This window comes from Lysobacter sp. Root667 (assembly GCF_001427715.1).
GTDB lineage: Bacteria > Pseudomonadota > Gammaproteobacteria > Xanthomonadales > Xanthomonadaceae > Lysobacter.
Genome location: NZ_LMHF01000010.1, coordinates 461,173 through 477,022, shown reverse-complemented (window position 1 = coordinate 477,022; position 15,850 = coordinate 461,173). Strand labels below are relative to the sequence as shown.

Below are 15,850 nucleotides of genomic sequence, written 5' to 3'. Positions count from 1 at the left end.
AGGGTTGTGGGGCGGCAGGGCGAGGGCGGCGGCTGGGTACGTGTTTTTGCCTTTGCGAACGAGGGCGGCGAGGTCGCCTGCAAAAGCCTGCGTGGCCCTTGCGGGAATCCAAGGGCAAAAAACGGCGGGAAGGACAAAGCGGGACGAGGTCGTAGGATGCGGTAAGCCGCAGGCGCACCGCATCGATCGCGATGTTGCGAGATGGCGGCGATGCGGTTGTCGCCGCATTCCACCAAGCTGATTTCGCGAAGCAGCGACGGGCAGCGCCCATCGCAAGCTCGCCTCAATCGCGCGACGGCTCCAGGCCGAGGATCTCCCGCACCCGAGGCGGCACCGGCGTCGCGGCGATGCCCAACTTGGGCAGGCCGTTGTCGTCGCTGACCGAATCCAGCTGCAGCGAGCGCCAGTTGTCGCGGCTGATCGGTTTGCCCGGCAGGTGCTCGCCGATCCCGGCCTGCAGCCGGCCCAGCGCCTCGGGCAGCGGGATCACCGCGCGCAGGCGGCCGCGCGCGCGCGCGGTGAGGCGCACGATGTCGGCCAGGCTGAGCACGTCGGGGCCGACCAGGTCGTAGCGCTGGCCGATGCTGCCGCCGTCGGCGAGGGCACGCGCGTAGGCCTGGACCACGTCGCCGACCCAGACCGGCTGGAAGCGGGCGTCGGCACGGCCGATCGGCAGGACCGGGGCGAAACGCAGCAGTTGGTCGAAGCGGCAGAACAGGCCGTCGCCGGGTCCGGCGATGACCGAGGGCCGGAACAGGGTCCAGTCCAGGCCGGATTCGCGCACGCGCTGTTCGGCGCGGCCGCGCGATTGCAGGTAGTGGCTGTCGCCGCTGCCGGCGCCGAGCGCGCTCATCTGCAGCAGGCGGCGCACGCCCATGTCCTTCATCGCCGCGATCAGCGACTCGAGCTGGGTCACGTAGACGCGCTCGAAGCCGTCGCCGGCGTCGCCGCGTTCGTTGAGGATGCCGATCAGGTTGACCACTGCGTCGGCGTCGTCGAGCACCGCGCGCAGGAAGTCCGGATCGTGCACGTCGCCTTCGATCAGGCTGGAATCGCGCGGCAGCAACGCGCGCTTGGCCGGGTCGCCGCCGCGGCTGAGCACGGTCAGGCGATGGCCGTCGCGCAGCAGCTGGGCGACCAGGCGCCGGCCGACGAAGCCGGTGCCGCCCAGGACGACGACGTGGCGCCGCGCCGCGGTGTTCACGGCGACGCTCACGGCGATTGGGCCGCCGGCGCGCTGGCCAGCGGGCAGGCGAAGCGCTTGCGCGGCGCGTCGATGCGCCCACGCATGCGGTCGGTCATGTTCATCGCGTCGCCGTTGAGGCGCCAGTCGTAGAGCACGCTGAAGGCGAGCACACGTGCGACGTATTCGCGCGTTTCCTTGTAGCTGATGGTCTCGATCCAGAAGTCCGCGTCCATGCCCGGGCGCTGCGACTGCCAGCGCGCCAGCGGCGCCGGGCCGGCGTTGTAGCCGGCCATGGCGAAGTAGGGCTGGCCGCCGTACTTGTCGAGCAGTTCGCGCAGGTAGGCGGTGCCCAGGATGATGTTGGTGTCGGAGTCGTACAGACTCGCCGCGCCGCCCCAGGGCAGGCCCAGGCGCTTGGACACGTTGGCGCCGGTGGCCGGCACGACCTGCATCAGGCCCATGGCGTTGGCGCCGGAACGCGCGTTCGGATCGAACACGCTCTCGGCGCGGATCTCGGCCGCGACCCAGGCCGGGTCGAGATCGTTCTTGGCCGACTCGCGCCGGATGGTGGCGTCGTGGTGCAGCGGGAAGCGCAGGTTGTACAGGCGCAGCTCGTCGGGCTTGCCCTTGCCCAGCGAGAACACCGCGCGGTCGAACCAGCCGTAACTCTGCGCGACCTCGACCGCGATCCGGCGCTGATTGTCGTCGTAGCGCGACAGCGCGTCGTCCCATTCGCGGATCGCCCAGGACTTGCGCTCGATCTTGTACAGGCCCATCGCCCGCAGCAGCGCCGGATCGCGCGCGATCGCGGCCTTGGCCGCGGCACTGTCGTTGGGGATCAGCGGGCACAGCGCGTACGGTAGGCCGACCCGGTCGGCGGCGAGGAAACCGTGGAACTCGGGCTTGCGCGCGGCTTCGCGGTACAGGCGGTCGGCACCGGCCTTGTCGCCGGCGCGTTCGCTCAGGCGCGCTTCGAAATACTGCCAACGCGAATCGGCGCGCTGCTTGGGACCCATCTTGCGGATCGCGGCCAGGGCGCCGGCCCAGTCGGAGCGCGCCATGGCTTCGCGCGCGCGCCATTCGTGCAGGCGCTCGTCGTAGGACACGGCCGGCACGGCGTTGAGGCGCTGCGCGGATTCGGGACCGTACGAGGCCACCGTCCACAGCGCGGTCTGGTACAGCACGCGGCCGCGGTCTTCGTCGCTGAAACCCAGCGCGCTGGCGTACTTGGGCAGTTGCGCCTCGGCCGCGTCCGGCGCCGATTTGCCCAGCCGGGCCAGGCCGTAGGAGGCCATGCGCCGGCTGCGTTCGGTCTTGGGCCAGTTCAGGGCGCGTTCGTTGACGCCGTCCAGGAACGCGGCGTAATCGTTGGCCTGCGCCTGCTGATCGGCGGGCAAGCCGCGCGCGGCGCTGCGCATCACCGCCGGCAGGCCCTCGGCCGCGGCGGCGTCGATGCGCTGCCAGCGCTGTTCGTCGCTGAGGCCGCCCTGCGCTGCGAGCAGCGCCATCGGCGCATCGCATTCGTTGGGCAGGGCCTTGCCGTTGGCGGTCCATACCGCCTGGGCGTCGAGCGTCCACTGCGCGTCGGCGCGGCGCAGGGCCTGGCGCGCGCTGAGTTCGGCGCAGCGCAGCGAGGTGTTCTTGGCCAGTTCGGGTTTCCAGGCGGCGATGAAGGCCGGCCAGTCTTCGCGGCGCGCGGTCGCGGCCAGCCAGATTTCGCGGAAAGCGGTGCCGGCGGCCTGATCGCCGTAGCGCGACAGGAAATTCTGCGCCTGGGCGTTGGACAGCGTGTCGATGTTGCGGCGCAGGCCGGCGTACTCGACCCAGCCGTACAGCGGATGGCGGGCGAGGTCGGCGTATTGCGCGGCGTCGAACTGGCCGCGTTCGGCGCTGTCGAGCGCGGTGCGCAGACGCGGCAGCTGCGGGTCGTTGATCGGCGCGGGCACGCTGGCGACGACCGGCGGTGCGGCCGTGGTCTGCGCGCAGGCGGCGGTGGCGAGGGTGGCCGCGAGCGCGGCGAACAGCAGGGGGAGTGGGCGCGGGAGCATGGCCGGACTATAGCCCAGCGACGATGAATCTCCGGCGTGAACGTGGCATCGTCACGCACTCGCGCCGCATGCGGCGCAGCGCATGTGCGCAGGATGTTGCGAACACATACACGAAGGAGACGCGGTGACCATCGCTTGGCTGGCATTTCTGGTACTGGGGGCGATCGCCGGCGTGCTCGCCGGTCTGCTCGGCGTCGGCGGCGGCCTGGTGCTGGTGGCGGCGCTGTCGTGGCTGGCGCCGTGGGTCGGCGTGCCGCAGGAAGCGGCGATGCACACCGCGCTGGCCAGTTCGCTGGCCAGCATCGTACTGACGGCGGCGGCGTCGGCGCGCGCGCATGCCAAACGCGGCAGCGTGTTGTGGCCGACCGTGGCCTGGATGGTGCCGGGGCTGCTGATCGGCGGCTGGTTCGGCAGCATGATTGCGGTCCGCATCGACGACGATCTGCTGCGTTACATCGTCGCCGGCTACTGCCTGATCGCCGCGGCGCAGCTGCTGTTCGGCAAGAACCGTCCGACCGTGGCCGATCACGAGCCGGCGCCGCGCGGGGTGCCGATGAGCGCGGCCGGGGTCGGGATCGGTGCGATCTCGGCGGTGGTCGGCATCGGCGGCGGCAGCATGACCGTGCCGCTGCTGGTCTGGCGCGGGATCGCGCCGGTGCGCGCGGTCGGCACCTCCTCGGCTTGCGGCGTCGCGATCGGACTGGCCGCGGCGGTCGGCTACGCGATGCATGCCCCGCCCGGGGCGCTGCCGCACCACGCGATCGGCTACGTCTACCTGCCGGCCGCGATCGGGGTGGCGATCGCCTCGGTGCTGGCCGCGCCCTACGGCACCCGTTTGGCCCACCGCCTGAACGGGCTGACCTTGAAGCGGGTGTTCGCGGCCTTCCTGGTCACGGTCGCAGTCAGCCTCCTGATCGGCGGCTGAACGTGTAAACCGTTGATTTAACAAAAAACGTGCCACCTGAACAGGCGGCGCGGCGTCTCTGCGTGTCCCGAATTGGGCATTCCGTCGCGGGCCGGGCATTTTGCCGCTTGTGGCGGCTTCACGAATTGTTTACAACCTCGTGACGCCGTAGGACAGGGGTACGGCGCCCAAAACAAAAAACTTCAGCCACGTCTTAGGGAGAGAGAGATGAAGCCGCTGCGCCGCCAGTCCTTGGCGAAAGCCATCCAGTTGTCGTTGCTGATCAGCCTGCCCGGCCTCGCCGCCGCGCAGGACGCCCCACCCGCCGCCCCGGCCTCGGCCACCACGCTGGACACGGTGACGGTCACGGGTACCCGCATCAAACAGACCAACGCGGTCACCGCTCAGCCGGTGTTCGTGCTCGACCGCCAGAAACTCGAAAAGACCGGCGTGCAGACCGTCGGCGAAGTGCTGCAGCAGCTCACCGCCGGCGGCAAGGCGCTCAACGCCAAGTTCAATTCCTCGGGCAACTTCGGCTATCCGCCGGACGGCGGCGGCATCGGCGCCGGTTCGGCCCAGGTCGACCTGCGCAACCTCGGTTCGCAGCGCGTGCTGGTGCTGGTCGACGGCATCCGTTGGGTCAACGAATCCTCCGCCTCGGGCGTCAGCGGCAGCGCCGACGTCAACACCATCCCGCTGGCGATCGTCGAGCGCATCGAAGTGCTGGAAGACGGCGCCTCGGCGATCTACGGCTCCGACGCCATCGCCGGCGTGGTCAACATCATCACCCGTCGCAAGCTCGACGGCGCCGAAGTCCACGCCTATTTCGGCCAGTGGGGCGACGGCGGCGACACCACCGAAGCCAGCATGACCCTGGGCGGCGCCGGCGAGCGCTGGTCGGCCGTGTTCGGCGCCAGCTACTTCGAGCAGAAGGACATCAGCTCCGGCAGCTGGAAGCAGTCGTCCGAACCCGTACCCGGCGGCGGCCTGGCCTCGGGCAGCTCGGGCATCCCGCAGGGCCGCTTCACCTTCTGCGACCCGAGCCGTCCGGTCACCGGCGTCGGCGGTTGCGATGCGGCGGGCGACAACTGGTACGACATCACGCTCAATAACGGCACCACCGTGCCGATGTTCGATCCGAACAACCCCAACGGCGGCACCTACCACGGCTTCAGCGGCGCCGACCGCTTCAACTTCGCGCCGTTCAACCTGCTGCTGACCCCGAGCAAGCGCAAGGCGCTGTTCACCAGCATCAACTACGACCTGACCGAGAACACCCGGTTGCACGTCAAGGCGCTGTACAACAACCGCACCTCGACCAACCAGGCCGCGCCGGAACCGATCTTCGTCGGTCCCTTCGCCGGCACCGGCGGCATCGCCGACACGGTCATCGTGCACGCCAACAATCCGTACAACCCGTTCGGCATCACCCTGGACCCGGCGACCAACTTCGGCTGGGTGACCAAGCGTCCGATCGAAGTCGGCCCGCGCATCTTCGAGCAGGACGTCGACACCATCTACTTCAACATCGGCCTGGACGGCGTGTTCGATCTGGGCGACCGCGGCTTCGGCTGGGACGCCAACTACGTGCACTCGGAGAACAAGGCCGAGCAGACCTTCCGCAACGGCTACAACGTCGCCAAGATCAAGCTCGCCTTGGGCGATCCGGCGGTGTGCGCGGCGGTCCCGGGCTGCGTGCCGCTGGATTTGTTCGGCGGCCAGGCGCGTCCGATGACCCAGGCCATGATCGACTGGATCCGCACCAAGCAGATCGACTCGAGCAAGCAGGTGCTGGACCTGTTCTCGGCCAACATCACCGGCGACCTGTTCAAGATCGGCGATCGTTCGGCCGGCTTCGCCGCTGGCGTCGAGCACCGCCGTTACCGCGGCGAGTTCAACCCCGATCCGCTGCGTCAGACCGGCGAATCGCAGGACTCGTTCGCCGCGCCGGTCAACGCCAACTACGACGTCAGCGAGGTCTACACCGAGTTCAACTTCCCGGTGCTGTCGACCCTCGACATCACCGCGGCGGTCCGCTACTCGGATTACTCGACCTTCGGCGGCGCCACCACCGGCAAGGCCGGCTTCCGCTGGCAGCCGATCGAAGACCTGGTGATCCGCGGCACCTACTCGCAGGGCTTCCGCGCCCCCAACCTGGGCGAGCTGTACGGCCTGACCCAGTTCGGCGCCAGCCTGGTCGACCCCTGCGGTCCGACCGGCGGCGGCGGCCCGGCTCCGCAGTACGTGGCCGGCTGTAACGCGCAGGGCGTGCCGCCCGGCTTCGAGCAGGCCAACACCCAGATCACCACCTTCACCGGCGGTAATCCGAATCTGGATCCGGAAGAGTCCGACAGCTACACCGTCGGCCTGGTCTACAGCCCGGGCTGGGCCGAAGGCCTGTCGTGGTCGAGCAAGCTCGATTTCGAGCTGAACTACTACCACCACAAGATCGACGGCGCGATCCAGGCCCGCGACCTGCAGGCCCTGCTCAACGCCTGTCTGGCCAGCGGCGGCACCACGCCGTCGGTGTGCTCGCCGTTCACGCGTGCGGCCAGCGGCAACCTCAACCCGCCCAACAACTTCCTCAGCAACCTGGGCAGCGTCAAGACCGACGGCGTCGACATCAAGGTCAACTGGGCCAGCCCGGATTGGAGCTGGGGCCGCCTGACCGCGGGTCTGCAGTCGACCTTCGTCAACGACTACAAGGCGGTGGACATCGACGGCAACGTCTCCCAGCGCAAGGTCGGCGTGGAAGTCGCCGACAGCGCGATTCCGGAGTGGCAGACCAACCTGCAGCTGGGTTGGAGCCGCAACGATTTCGACGCGAGCTGGAACGTGCGCTACATCGCCTCGGTCGACGAAGACTGCGGCAACTCGGTGTTCGCCGGTCCCAAGCCGGGCTGCTTGAACCCGCAGAACGTCAACACGCTGGGTTCGGTCACCTACCACGACGTCCAGTTCGGCTGGAAGAACGCGTTCACGGTGGAAGGCCTGAAGCTGTCGGCAGGCGCCAACAACGTGTTCGGCAAGGACCCGCCGGTGTGCGTGACCTGCTCGCTCAACGGTTACGACGCGGGCACCTACGACCTGCCGGGTACGTTCTGGTACGTCAGCGCCGATTACCGCTTCTGATTCAGCGCAGCATGATCTGAACGCGACGGCCGGCGATGCGAATCGCCGGCCGTTTCGTTTGCAGGCCAGCCGCGTTCGCCTAGGGGTAGGAGCGGCGTAAGCCGCGACCGCGAACCTGCCGCTGCGACGAACCATGTCGCGCGCCGTACTCCGGGTCGCGGCTTACGCCGCTCCTACCCCAAAGCGGGCGATGTTGAGGAGGGGTTGTGTGCGATCCCCAAAGCCTGCGATTTCGAGGAGAGCTGCGCCCGATCGCTGTGGGAGCGGCGTAAGCCGCGATTTGGCGCCCGATCGTGACGATGGTTGCGCCGCGAGTGCGTATGCAGGCCAGCCGCGTTCGCCTAGGGGTAGGAGCGGCGTAAGCCGCGACCGCGAACCTGCCGCTGCGACGGAACCATGTTGCGCGCCGCACTCCGGGTCGCGGCTTACGCCGCTCCTACCCCAAAGCGGGCGATGTTGAGGAGGGCCGTGTGCGATCCCCAAAGCCTGCGATTTCGAGGAGAGCTGCGCACGATCGCTGCGGGAGCGGCGTAAGCCGCGATTTGGCGCCCGATCGTGACGATGGTTGCGCCGCGAGTGCGTATGCAGGCCAGCCGCGTTCGCCTTGGGGTAGGAGCGGCGTAAGCCGCGACCGCGAACCTGCCGCTGCGACGAAACCATGTCGCGCGCCGCACTCCGGGTCGCGGCTTACGCCGCTCCTACCCCAAAGCGGGCGAATGTTGAGGAGGGGCTGTGTGCGATTCCCAAAGCGAGCGATGTTGAGGAGGGGCTGCGTGCGATCGCTGTGGGAGCGGCGTGAGCCGCGATCGGCGCCCGGCTATGACGATGGTTGCGCTGCGAGCGCGTAGCTTCATCGCGGCTCACGCCGCTCCCACAGGTGCGTGGCTTCATCGCGGCTCACGCCGCTTCCACAGGTGCGTGGCTTCATCGCGGCTTACGCCGCTCCCACAGAAGGCTTGCTGGGCCAAGACAGGCGGGCAGCGCTTCGCCGCATCGCGGATCGCGTCGATCCGATCAGCAATCGGCGGGCTGGGCGCGGCGGTAGACCACGACGATCACCAGGTCCTCGTCGCCGAGCTGCTTCAGGCCGTGGGTGCTGCCCTTGCGGGTCAGTACGGCGTCGCCGGGGCCGACTTCGCGGCGCGCGTCGTCGAGCATCAGCTCGCCGCGGCCGCTGAGCACGTAGTAGATCTCGTCCTTGTCGTTGCGGTGTTCGCCGATGCTGGCGCCGCGGTGCAGCGCGCGCTGCCGGAAGACGAGGTCGAAACCGGCGGCCTGTTCGAAGAACGGGTAGGCGGTGGTGGTACCGGCGCCTTCGTGCGGGCCTGGCTGGGCGACGGCCAGCTCGCGCGCCTGCTCTACATAGGAGTCGCTGCGTTTGGAGCAGACCGGTTCGCCGGCCCGCGCGGCGCTGCTGCACAGGACCAGCGTAGTGAGGATCGCGGTGTGGCGCAGGTGATCGGACATGGTTCGCTCCCGGCGTGGGCAACGCTCAGCGTGCGAGTTCGCCGTCCTGCGCGGCGTCGCTGCGCAGGGCCGGCGCGATGAGGATCGCGGTGCGGCGAACGTGGTGGTTAGGCATGGTTCGATCCTCGCGCATGCAACGCTCAACGCGCGAGCCAGCCGCCGTCGACGGGCAGGATCGCGCCGTGCACGTAGTCGGACGCCGCGCTGGCCAGGAACACCGCCGCGCCGCCCAGGTCCGAGGGCTCGCCCCAGCGCCCGGCCGGAATGCGCGCCAGGATGTCGCGGTTGCGCTGCTCGTCGGCGCGCAGCTGGGCGGTGTTGTCGGTGGCCATGTAGCCCGGCGCGATCGCGTTGACGTTGACGCCCTTGCCGGCCCATTCGTTGGCGAGCAGGCGGGTGATGCCGGCCAGGCCGGATTTGCTGGCGGTGTAGGACGGCACGCGGATGCCGCCCTGGAACGACAGCATCGAGGCGATGTTGACGATCTTGCCGCGGCCGGCCGCGATCATGCGCCGGCCTACCGCCTGCGACAAGAAGAACGCGCTCTTGAGATTGACGTCGATCACCGCGTCCCAGTCGTCTTCGCTGAAGTCGACCGCGTCGGCGCGGCGGATCAGGCCGGCGTTGTTGATCAGGATGTCGACCGCGCCCAGTTCGGTCACGGTCTCCTCGACGATGCGCGCGATCGGCTGCAGCGTCGACAGGTCGGCTTCGATCGCGTGGAAGCGCCGGCCCAGCGCGCGCACGCGCTCGCCGGTGTCGTCGGCCGCGCGCGTGCTGACCGTGGCGATGTCGGCGCCGGCTTCGGCCAGCGCCAGCGCCAGGCCCTGGCCGAGGCCGCGATTGCCGCCGGTGACCAGGGCGACCCGGCCTTCGAGACTGAAAGGCGAACGGCTCATGTCTGCGGCCTCACTTGAGCTGGCACAGGTCGAGCTGGTGCATGTCGGTGTAGTCCAGGTTCTCGCCGCCCATGGCCCAGATGAAGCAGTAGTTGCGCGTGCCCGAACCCATGTGGATCGACCACGGCGGCGACACCACGGCTTCGTCGTTGCGGATCACCAGGTGACGCATGTCCGCCGGTTCGCCCATGAAGTGCATCACGCTCTGGTCGCCGAGGTCGAAATAGAAATAGACCTCGGAGCGGCGGTCGTGCAGGTGCGGCGGCATGGTGTTCCAGACGCTGCCAGTCTTGAGCACGGTCAGGCCCAGCAGCAGCTGGCAGGACTTGCAGGTCGCCGGGACGATGTACTGATAGATGGTGCGTTCGTTCGAGGTTTCCAGCGCGCCGCGTTCCAGCGGCACCGCCTTGTCGATCGAGATGTGCACGGTCTCGTAGCGCGCGTGCGCCGGGGTCGAGGCCAGGTAGAACTTCGCCGGGGTCGCGGCGTCGTCGGACGCGAACTCGACCTGGGCGCTGCCCATCGGCACGTACAGGCCGTCCTTGGGCTTGAGCGCGTAGGCCTGGCCGTCGACGGTGACCGTGCCGGCGCCCGCGCCGACGTTGACCACGCCCAGTTCGCGCCGGGCCAGGAACGGCTGGCCGGCGGCGGAGGCGGGCTCGGTCTGCGCCGGCAGCGACACCGGTGCGGCGACCGGGGCGGCGCCGCCGATCACGAAGCGCTCGTTGTGCGAGTAGTCGAGGCGGATTTCGCCGGCCGCGAACAGGTCGGCGATCAGGTAGCGGTCGCGCAGTTGCTCGTTGCTGGCGCCGACCATCATGTCGGGGTGGGTGGCGTGGTAGGTCTTGCGGAACATCGGGCCTCCGGAATGCGCATGCCTGCGATGCCGCCCGCGGCGGCTGATCCGGGGATCATAACGGGGTTTTGGTAACCGGTGTCAAAAGTTCGGGTCGAACCGGACCGGGGCCGTTCGGGGTGGGTGTGGCCCTACCGTATGTGGGAGCGAGCCAGATCACTGTGGGAGCGAGCCAAGTCGCGATCGGATCGCCCAGAGAAGGCGCGAACCGCTTCGCGCCCGCCTACCCAAAGTCTGCGGGATTGCGGAGCATCGGCGCGTCATCACTGTAGGAGCGGCGTAAGCCGCGATCGAAGCTGCGCACTCGCGCCGCCGGCACGTCATGGCCGACGGCCCGTCGCGGCTTACGCCGCTCCTACAGAAAGCCGCCAACAGAAAGCCGCCATGCCGCGATGCGCGGCCAATCGGGGGATCGAACCGCAGCACCCGGCCACCCGGGCAAGCCCGCCCTCAACCCGGCGGCGGCTGGCTCGAATCGCGCACCACCAGATGCGGGGTCACCGACACCGGCTCGCTCGGCGCGTCGCCGTCTTCGGGTTCCGGTAGCAGCAGCATCTGCGCGGCCTGGCGGCCGAGGTCGCGGATCGGCGAGTGGATCGTGCTCAGCGCCGGCCATAGCTGGGTCGCCAGCGGGCTGTCGTCGTAGCCGACCACCGACAGGTCGGCCGGGATCGACAGGCCGCGGCGCATCGCGGCCTTGTACACGCCGGCGGCCATCTCGTCGTTGCAGGCGAAGATCGCGGTCGGACGCGGCGATTTGGCCAGCAGGTATTCGGCGCCGGCGACGCCGGACTCGAAGGTATAGCCGCCCTCGAACACGTAGTCTTCGCCCAGTTCGATGCCGCGCTGGGCCAGGCCGTGGCGGAAACCGCCGCCGCGTTCGATCGAGGAGCGGTAGCGGCGCGGGCCGGTGATCAGGCCCAGGCTGCGGTGGCCCAGCGACTGCAGATAGTTGGCCGCTTCCACGCCGGCCAGGCGGTCCTGGGTGTGCAGCATGTTGGCCGGCTCGTCCAGCGGGATCGAGGCGATGCGCACGTAGCGCACGTCGATCTCGCGCAGCGCGGCGGCCAGCTGGTCGTCCTCGGACACGCGCGGGATCAGGATCACCCCGTGCAGCTTCTGCTGCAGGGCGAAGCGGCGGATGCCGTCGATGTAGTCCTCGCGATGGCTGTCGCAGGGATGCACGACCAGTTCGTAGCCCGAGTCGCGCAAGGCGTCCAGCGCGCCGTACTGCATGTTGACGATGTACTGCGCGGTCGGGTTGTCGTAGACCAGGCCGATCAGGAACGAGCGCCGGAACGCCAGCCCGCGCGCCTGCGGATCCGGCGCGTAGCCCAGCTGCTTCATCAGCGACTGGATCTTCTCGCGCGTGTCCGGCCGCACCAGCGGCGAATTGTTGATGACCCGCGACACCGTCTTCTTCGACACCTCGGCCAGGCGCGCGATGTCGTTGATGGTGGCCTTGCCCAGCGCGGGCATCTTGGCGGGCGCGCCATCGCCCCCGGCCGCATCGGCGGGACGGGCGCTGCGCGGACCGCGGCGCGAGCCGCGCGGAGGGGCTGGATTCATGGCGGCTCGAAGGCGGGGAACGGTCCGGTCCAGGGACCGGTGCTGGTTCGATTCTAGCCGGGCATGTCCCCGGTGGACATCGTCAGCTTACTTCAGCAGCGCCGGCAGCCACAGCGACAGTTGCGGGACGAAAGTGACCACCAGCAGCACCGCCAGCGCGGCCAGCCAGAACGGCCAGATCGTGCGCAGGGTCTCGCCCATGCTGATCTTGCCGATCGCGGTGCCCACGAACAGCACCGAACCCAGCGGCGGCGAGATCAGGCTGATGCCGCCCTTGAGGACCAGGATCACGCCGAAGTGGATCGGGTCGACCCCGATCGCCTTGGCCAGCGGCAGGAAGATCGGCGTGCAGATGATGATCATCGGCGCCAGGTCCATGAAGGTGCCCAGCACCAGCAGGATCAGGATCATCAGCAACAGCAGCAGGTTCTTGTCGGTGGTCAGCGAGGTCAGCGCGTCGACCGCGGCCGTCGGCACCTGCAGGTAGGCCAGTAGCCAGCCGAACGAGGCCGCCGAGGCGATCACGAACAGGATCATGCCGGTGGTGCGTGCGGCGCCGGCGACGGTTTCGAGGAAATCGCGCCAGCGCAGGTTGCGGTAGACCAGCGCGGTCACCAGCAGCGCGTAGACCACGGCGATGGCCGCGCTTTCGACCGCGGTGAAGATGCCGGCGCGGATGCCGACGAAGATCAGCGCGACCAGCATCAGGCCCGGCAGCGCGGCGACGAAACGGCGAACCACGATGCCCAAGCCGGGGAAGGCCTCGACCGCGTAACCGCGGCGGCGCGCGATCACCCAGCAGGTCGCCATCAGGGTCACCGTCATCAACAGCGCTGGGATGATGCCGGCGGCGAACAGATCGGCGATCGAGATGCTGCCGCCGGCCGAGGCCGAATACAGGATCAGGTTATGCGAGGGCGGCACCAGCAGCGCGACCATCGACGCGGTCATGGTCACATTGACCGCGAAGTCGCGATCGAAACCGCGCTTGACCATCTGCGGGATCATCGCGCCGCCGATCGCCGAGACGTCGGCGATGGCCGAGCCCGACACGCCGCCGAAGAACAGCGAGGACAGCACGCTGACCTGGCCGAGGCCGCCGCGCAGGTGCCCGACCAGGGCCGAGGCCAGGCCGATCAGGCGTTCGGAGATGCCGCCGCGCAGCATGATCTCGCCGGCGAAGATGAACAACGGAATCGCGATCAGCGAGGCCGAGCCGGCGCCGGCCGCGGTCTGCTGCACCACCACGATCGGCGGCAGGCCGATGTAGATCAGGGTCGCCAGCGCCGCCGAAGACAGCGCGTAGGCGACCGGCACGCCGACGATGAGCATCACGGCGAACACGCCGAACAGGATCGCGACTTCCATCATTCGCTCCGGGGACGATCGGTGAGCGGCGCGGTCAGGGCCGCGACCAGGCGTTGCAGCGCGAATACCGCCATCAGCGCGCCGCCCAGCGCCATCGGCGCATAGATCGCGCTCTGCGGCAGCGGCGCGCCGGCCATCGGCACGTTCAGCCCGTCCAGCAGCAGCTCGCCGCCCCACACCGCCAACACCGCACCGATGCTGGCGATCACCAGGTGGGAGAACGCCAGCAGCCAGCGCCGCAGGCGCGGCGGCGAGCGGTGGACCAGGATGAAGAAGCCGAAATGCGAGCCGCGGTGCACGCCCGCGGCGGCGCCGAAGCTCATCGCGGTGTTGAGCAGCAGCAAGGCCACCGGCTCGGTCCAGCCGGGCGAATCGTTGAGCACGTAGCGGGCGAACACCTGCAGCGCCTGCACGGCGACCATGCCGACCAGGGCGGTGCCGGCGACCGCGACCGCGAAGCCGGCGAGGCGGTCGAACGGGCCGTTCGGCGCGGCCTCGTCGTGTTCGAGGGCGCTGTCCGGAGCGAGGGCGATGGGAGCGTCTGCCAAGGGATCTGCCTCAGGCCAGGGAACGGATGCGGCGGTACAGGGTTTCGATCGCCGGGTCGCGGTGGTACTCGTCCAGCAGCGGCTGCACCGCGGCGCGGAACGCCGGCAGGTCGCAGTCGTTGATGCGTACGCCGCCTTCGATCACGGCCGCGCGCGCCAGCGCTTCGGACTCGTCCCACAGCCTGCGCATCACCGCGACCGAGCGCCGCGCGGCATCGCGCAGCAGTTCGCGGTCGTCCGGGCGCAGCGCCTCGAAACTGCGCCGCGACATCAGCAGCACGTCCGGCGCGTAGGAATGTTCGGTCTGCGACCAGAACCGCGCGGCTTCGAACTGGCGGCTGGAGTGGTAGCTGCGCAGGTTGTTCTCGGCGCCGTCGATCAGATGCGTCTGCAGCGCCGAAAACACTTCGCCGTAGGCCAGCGGGGTCGGGTTGCCGCCCAGCAGCCGGATCATGCGCATGAAGATGTCCGAGGCCGGCACCCTGAACTTGAGGCCGTGCATGTCGGCCGGGCCGCGGATCGGCCGGCGTACGTTGTAGAAGCAGCGCGCGCCGCAGTCGTAGATCGCCAGGCCGACCAGTTCGCGGCGGTCGAAATCGCGCAGCACCGCCGCGCCGACTTCGCCGTCCAGCGCGCGGCGCAGATGCGCGACCGAGTCGAACACATACGGCAGCGACAGCGCCTGGGTCAGCGGGAACGCGTTGTTGAGCGCGCCGCTGTAGACGCGGGTGATGTCGATGGCACCGAAGCGCGCCATGTCGATGGCTTCGGACTCGCGACCGAGCTGGCCGGAGTGGTACAGGCGCAGGCGCAGGCGGCCGCCGCTGGCGCGTTCGATCTCGCGGCCGATCCATTGCACCGCGGCCACGGTCGGGTAGTCCTTGACGTGCACGTCGGTGGCGGTGAGCAGGCGGCTGCCGTCGTCGGCGCGCAGAGCGGCCGGCGCCGCGGCGAGCGCGCAGGCGGCGCCCAGGCCCCGGATCGCGTCGCGGCGACTGGTCATGCGGCGTTCTCCGGTTGCGGATCCACGCTGGCGGCGCGCACCGTTTCGCAGTGCAGGCGGCCCCAGCGGCCGAACGAGATCATCGCGCTTTGTCCGGCCAGGATGTCGTGGATGCCGGTGGCCGCGCCGGTGGTCACCCACATGCCGGCCTTGAGCGGATAGCCGCGCTGCGCGCAGCGCGACAGGGCGAAGGCCAGCGCCGCGAGCAGGCCGCCGGCGATCGATCCGGCGCCGCCGTGGCCGACCGAGCGCCCGTCGATGAAGGTTTCGCAGCGCAGCTCGGCGTCGGCGAGGTCGCGCCAGCCCGGAATCTCGGGGCCGACGATCAGGCCGGCGTTGTTGCCGAAGTCCGAGACCACGATCGGCGGGCCGAGCAGGTTGATGTCCGGCAAGGGGCTGCCGGCCAGCTCGATCCCGATCGCCAGGACGTCGACCAGGGCGGCGGCGTCTTCGTGGCTGTACTCGGTGCGCTCGGGCGGGGCGTCGGCGCCGAGCCGAAACACGAACTCGGCCTCGACCGCGGCGAAACCGCCGCCGATGGCCGCGAACCGGCCAGGATGTCCACCGGTTGCCAGTTGCACCGCGTCGGCGAAGATCGGCCCGACCAGACGCTCCTCGCCCAGCCGGCGCTCCCAGGCGTCCGGGATGCGGCCGACCTTCCAGCCCGCGATCGGTTGTCCCCACAGCGCGATCGCCCGGTCCTGCACGGCATAGCCCTCGTCCAGGGTGCGCGGCAGCGTGCCCGGATAGTCCGGCAGCGCCTGCGCGGCGCGGCGCGCCGCGACCAGGCGCCGCGCGATCGCGCTGTCTTCGCCGCCATCTTCGATGGTCGATGTATCCATGCCGGATCGGATCCCCTGCAGCGTTTCC

General features: G+C 69.6%; 12 protein-coding genes. 2 read left to right on the top strand and 10 right to left on the bottom strand.

Features of this window, described 5'->3' with window-relative positions; translation table 11 throughout:
- Positions 1-283 precede the first annotated feature (283 nt).
- The gene (locus tag ASD78_RS09980; protein WP_162250160.1) at positions 284-1,216 is read right to left on the bottom strand and encodes a complex I NDUFA9 subunit family protein; all 933 of its coding nucleotides are present in this window, start codon (positions 1,214-1,216) and stop codon (positions 284-286) included.
- A complete protein-coding gene (locus ASD78_RS09975; RefSeq protein ID WP_082575533.1) occupies positions 1,213-3,234 on the bottom strand; it encodes a lytic transglycosylase domain-containing protein in 2,022 nt (673 codons plus the stop codon). The genes ASD78_RS09980 and ASD78_RS09975 overlap by 4 nt, the downstream gene beginning before the upstream one ends.
- 124 nt (positions 3,235-3,358) lie before the next feature.
- On the opposite strand from ASD78_RS09975, the gene ASD78_RS09970 reads away from it, so the two are divergent.
- Together ASD78_RS09970 and ASD78_RS09965 are read left to right on the top strand one after the other, a co-directional pair.
- Positions 3,359-4,159 carry a sulfite exporter TauE/SafE family protein gene (locus ASD78_RS09970; RefSeq protein ID WP_235565797.1) on the top strand — a complete coding sequence of 267 codons (801 nt, stop codon included), beginning with the start codon at positions 3,359-3,361 and terminating at the stop codon, positions 4,157-4,159.
- A gap of 207 nt (positions 4,160-4,366) precedes the next feature.
- The gene (locus ASD78_RS09965; RefSeq protein WP_056100818.1) at positions 4,367-7,270 is read left to right on the top strand and encodes a TonB-dependent receptor; all 2,904 of its coding nucleotides are present in this window, start codon (positions 4,367-4,369) and stop codon (positions 7,268-7,270) included.
- 1,014 nt (positions 7,271-8,284) lie between these two features.
- On the opposite strand, the gene ASD78_RS09960 is transcribed toward ASD78_RS09965, so the two are convergent.
- The 8 genes from ASD78_RS09960 to ASD78_RS09925 all read right to left on the bottom strand — a co-directional run bounded on the left by ASD78_RS09960 (position 8,285) and on the right by ASD78_RS09925 (position 15,822).
- Entirely contained in the window at positions 8,285-8,737 is a 453-nt protein-coding gene (locus ASD78_RS09960; protein ID WP_056100815.1) for a cupin domain-containing protein, read from the bottom strand.
- A 140-nt stretch (positions 8,738-8,877) separates the two neighbouring features.
- Positions 8,878-9,636, bottom strand: coding sequence for a 2-dehydro-3-deoxy-D-gluconate 5-dehydrogenase KduD (gene kduD / locus ASD78_RS09955; RefSeq protein WP_056100812.1), 759 nt, complete (start codon positions 9,634-9,636; stop codon positions 8,878-8,880).
- A 10-nt stretch (positions 9,637-9,646) separates the two neighbouring features.
- Positions 9,647-10,492, bottom strand: coding sequence for a 5-dehydro-4-deoxy-D-glucuronate isomerase (gene kduI / locus ASD78_RS09950; protein ID WP_055901889.1), 846 nt, complete (start codon positions 10,490-10,492; stop codon positions 9,647-9,649).
- 450 nt (positions 10,493-10,942) lie between these two features.
- A complete protein-coding gene (locus tag ASD78_RS09945; protein WP_056100974.1) occupies positions 10,943-11,971 on the bottom strand; it encodes a LacI family DNA-binding transcriptional regulator in 1,029 nt (342 codons plus the stop codon).
- Positions 11,972-12,148: 177 nt separating this feature from the next.
- Entirely contained in the window at positions 12,149-13,429 is a 1,281-nt protein-coding gene (locus ASD78_RS09940) for a TRAP transporter large permease (RefSeq protein WP_055901887.1), read from the bottom strand.
- Positions 13,429-13,962 carry a TRAP transporter small permease gene (locus ASD78_RS09935; protein ID WP_056100972.1) on the bottom strand — a complete coding sequence of 178 codons (534 nt, stop codon included), beginning with the start codon at positions 13,960-13,962 and terminating at the stop codon, positions 13,429-13,431. The genes ASD78_RS09940 and ASD78_RS09935 overlap by 1 nt, the downstream gene beginning before the upstream one ends.
- Positions 13,963-13,987: 25 nt before the next feature.
- Positions 13,988-14,980, bottom strand: a complete 993-nt coding sequence (locus ASD78_RS09930; protein ID WP_056100809.1) for a TRAP transporter substrate-binding protein — start codon at positions 14,978-14,980, stop codon at positions 13,988-13,990.
- Positions 14,977-15,822, bottom strand: coding sequence for a hypothetical protein (locus tag ASD78_RS09925; protein ID WP_055901881.1), 846 nt, complete (start codon positions 15,820-15,822; stop codon positions 14,977-14,979). Before ASD78_RS09925 ends, ASD78_RS09930 begins: the two co-directional genes overlap by 4 nt.
- Positions 15,823-15,850 lie beyond the last annotated feature (28 nt).

Excerpts from the sequence above, each read along its gene's own strand:
- ASD78_RS09975 (WP_082575533.1), bottom strand. The coding sequence starts at position 3,234 with ATGCTCCCGCGCCCACTCCCCCTGCTGTTCGCCGCGCTCGCGGCCACC.
- ASD78_RS09965 (WP_056100818.1), top strand. The coding sequence starts at position 4,367 with ATGAAGCCGCTGCGCCGCCAGTCCTTGGCGAAAGCCATCCAGTTGTCG.
- ASD78_RS09960 (WP_056100815.1), bottom strand. The coding sequence starts at position 8,737 with ATGTCCGATCACCTGCGCCACACCGCGATCCTCACTACGCTGGTCCTG.
- kduD (WP_056100812.1), bottom strand. The coding sequence starts at position 9,636 with ATGAGCCGTTCGCCTTTCAGTCTCGAAGGCCGGGTCGCCCTGGTCACC.
- kduI (WP_055901889.1), bottom strand. The coding sequence starts at position 10,492 with ATGTTCCGCAAGACCTACCACGCCACCCACCCCGACATGATGGTCGGC.
- ASD78_RS09945 (WP_056100974.1), bottom strand. The coding sequence starts at position 11,971 with ATGCCCGCGCTGGGCAAGGCCACCATCAACGACATCGCGCGCCTGGCC.
- ASD78_RS09940 (WP_055901887.1), bottom strand. The coding sequence starts at position 13,429 with ATGGAAGTCGCGATCCTGTTCGGCGTGTTCGCCGTGATGCTCATCGTC.
- ASD78_RS09930 (WP_056100809.1), bottom strand. The coding sequence starts at position 14,980 with ATGACCAGTCGCCGCGACGCGATCCGGGGCCTGGGCGCCGCCTGCGCG.
- ASD78_RS09925 (WP_055901881.1), bottom strand. The coding sequence starts at position 15,822 with ATGGATACATCGACCATCGAAGATGGCGGCGAAGACAGCGCGATCGCG.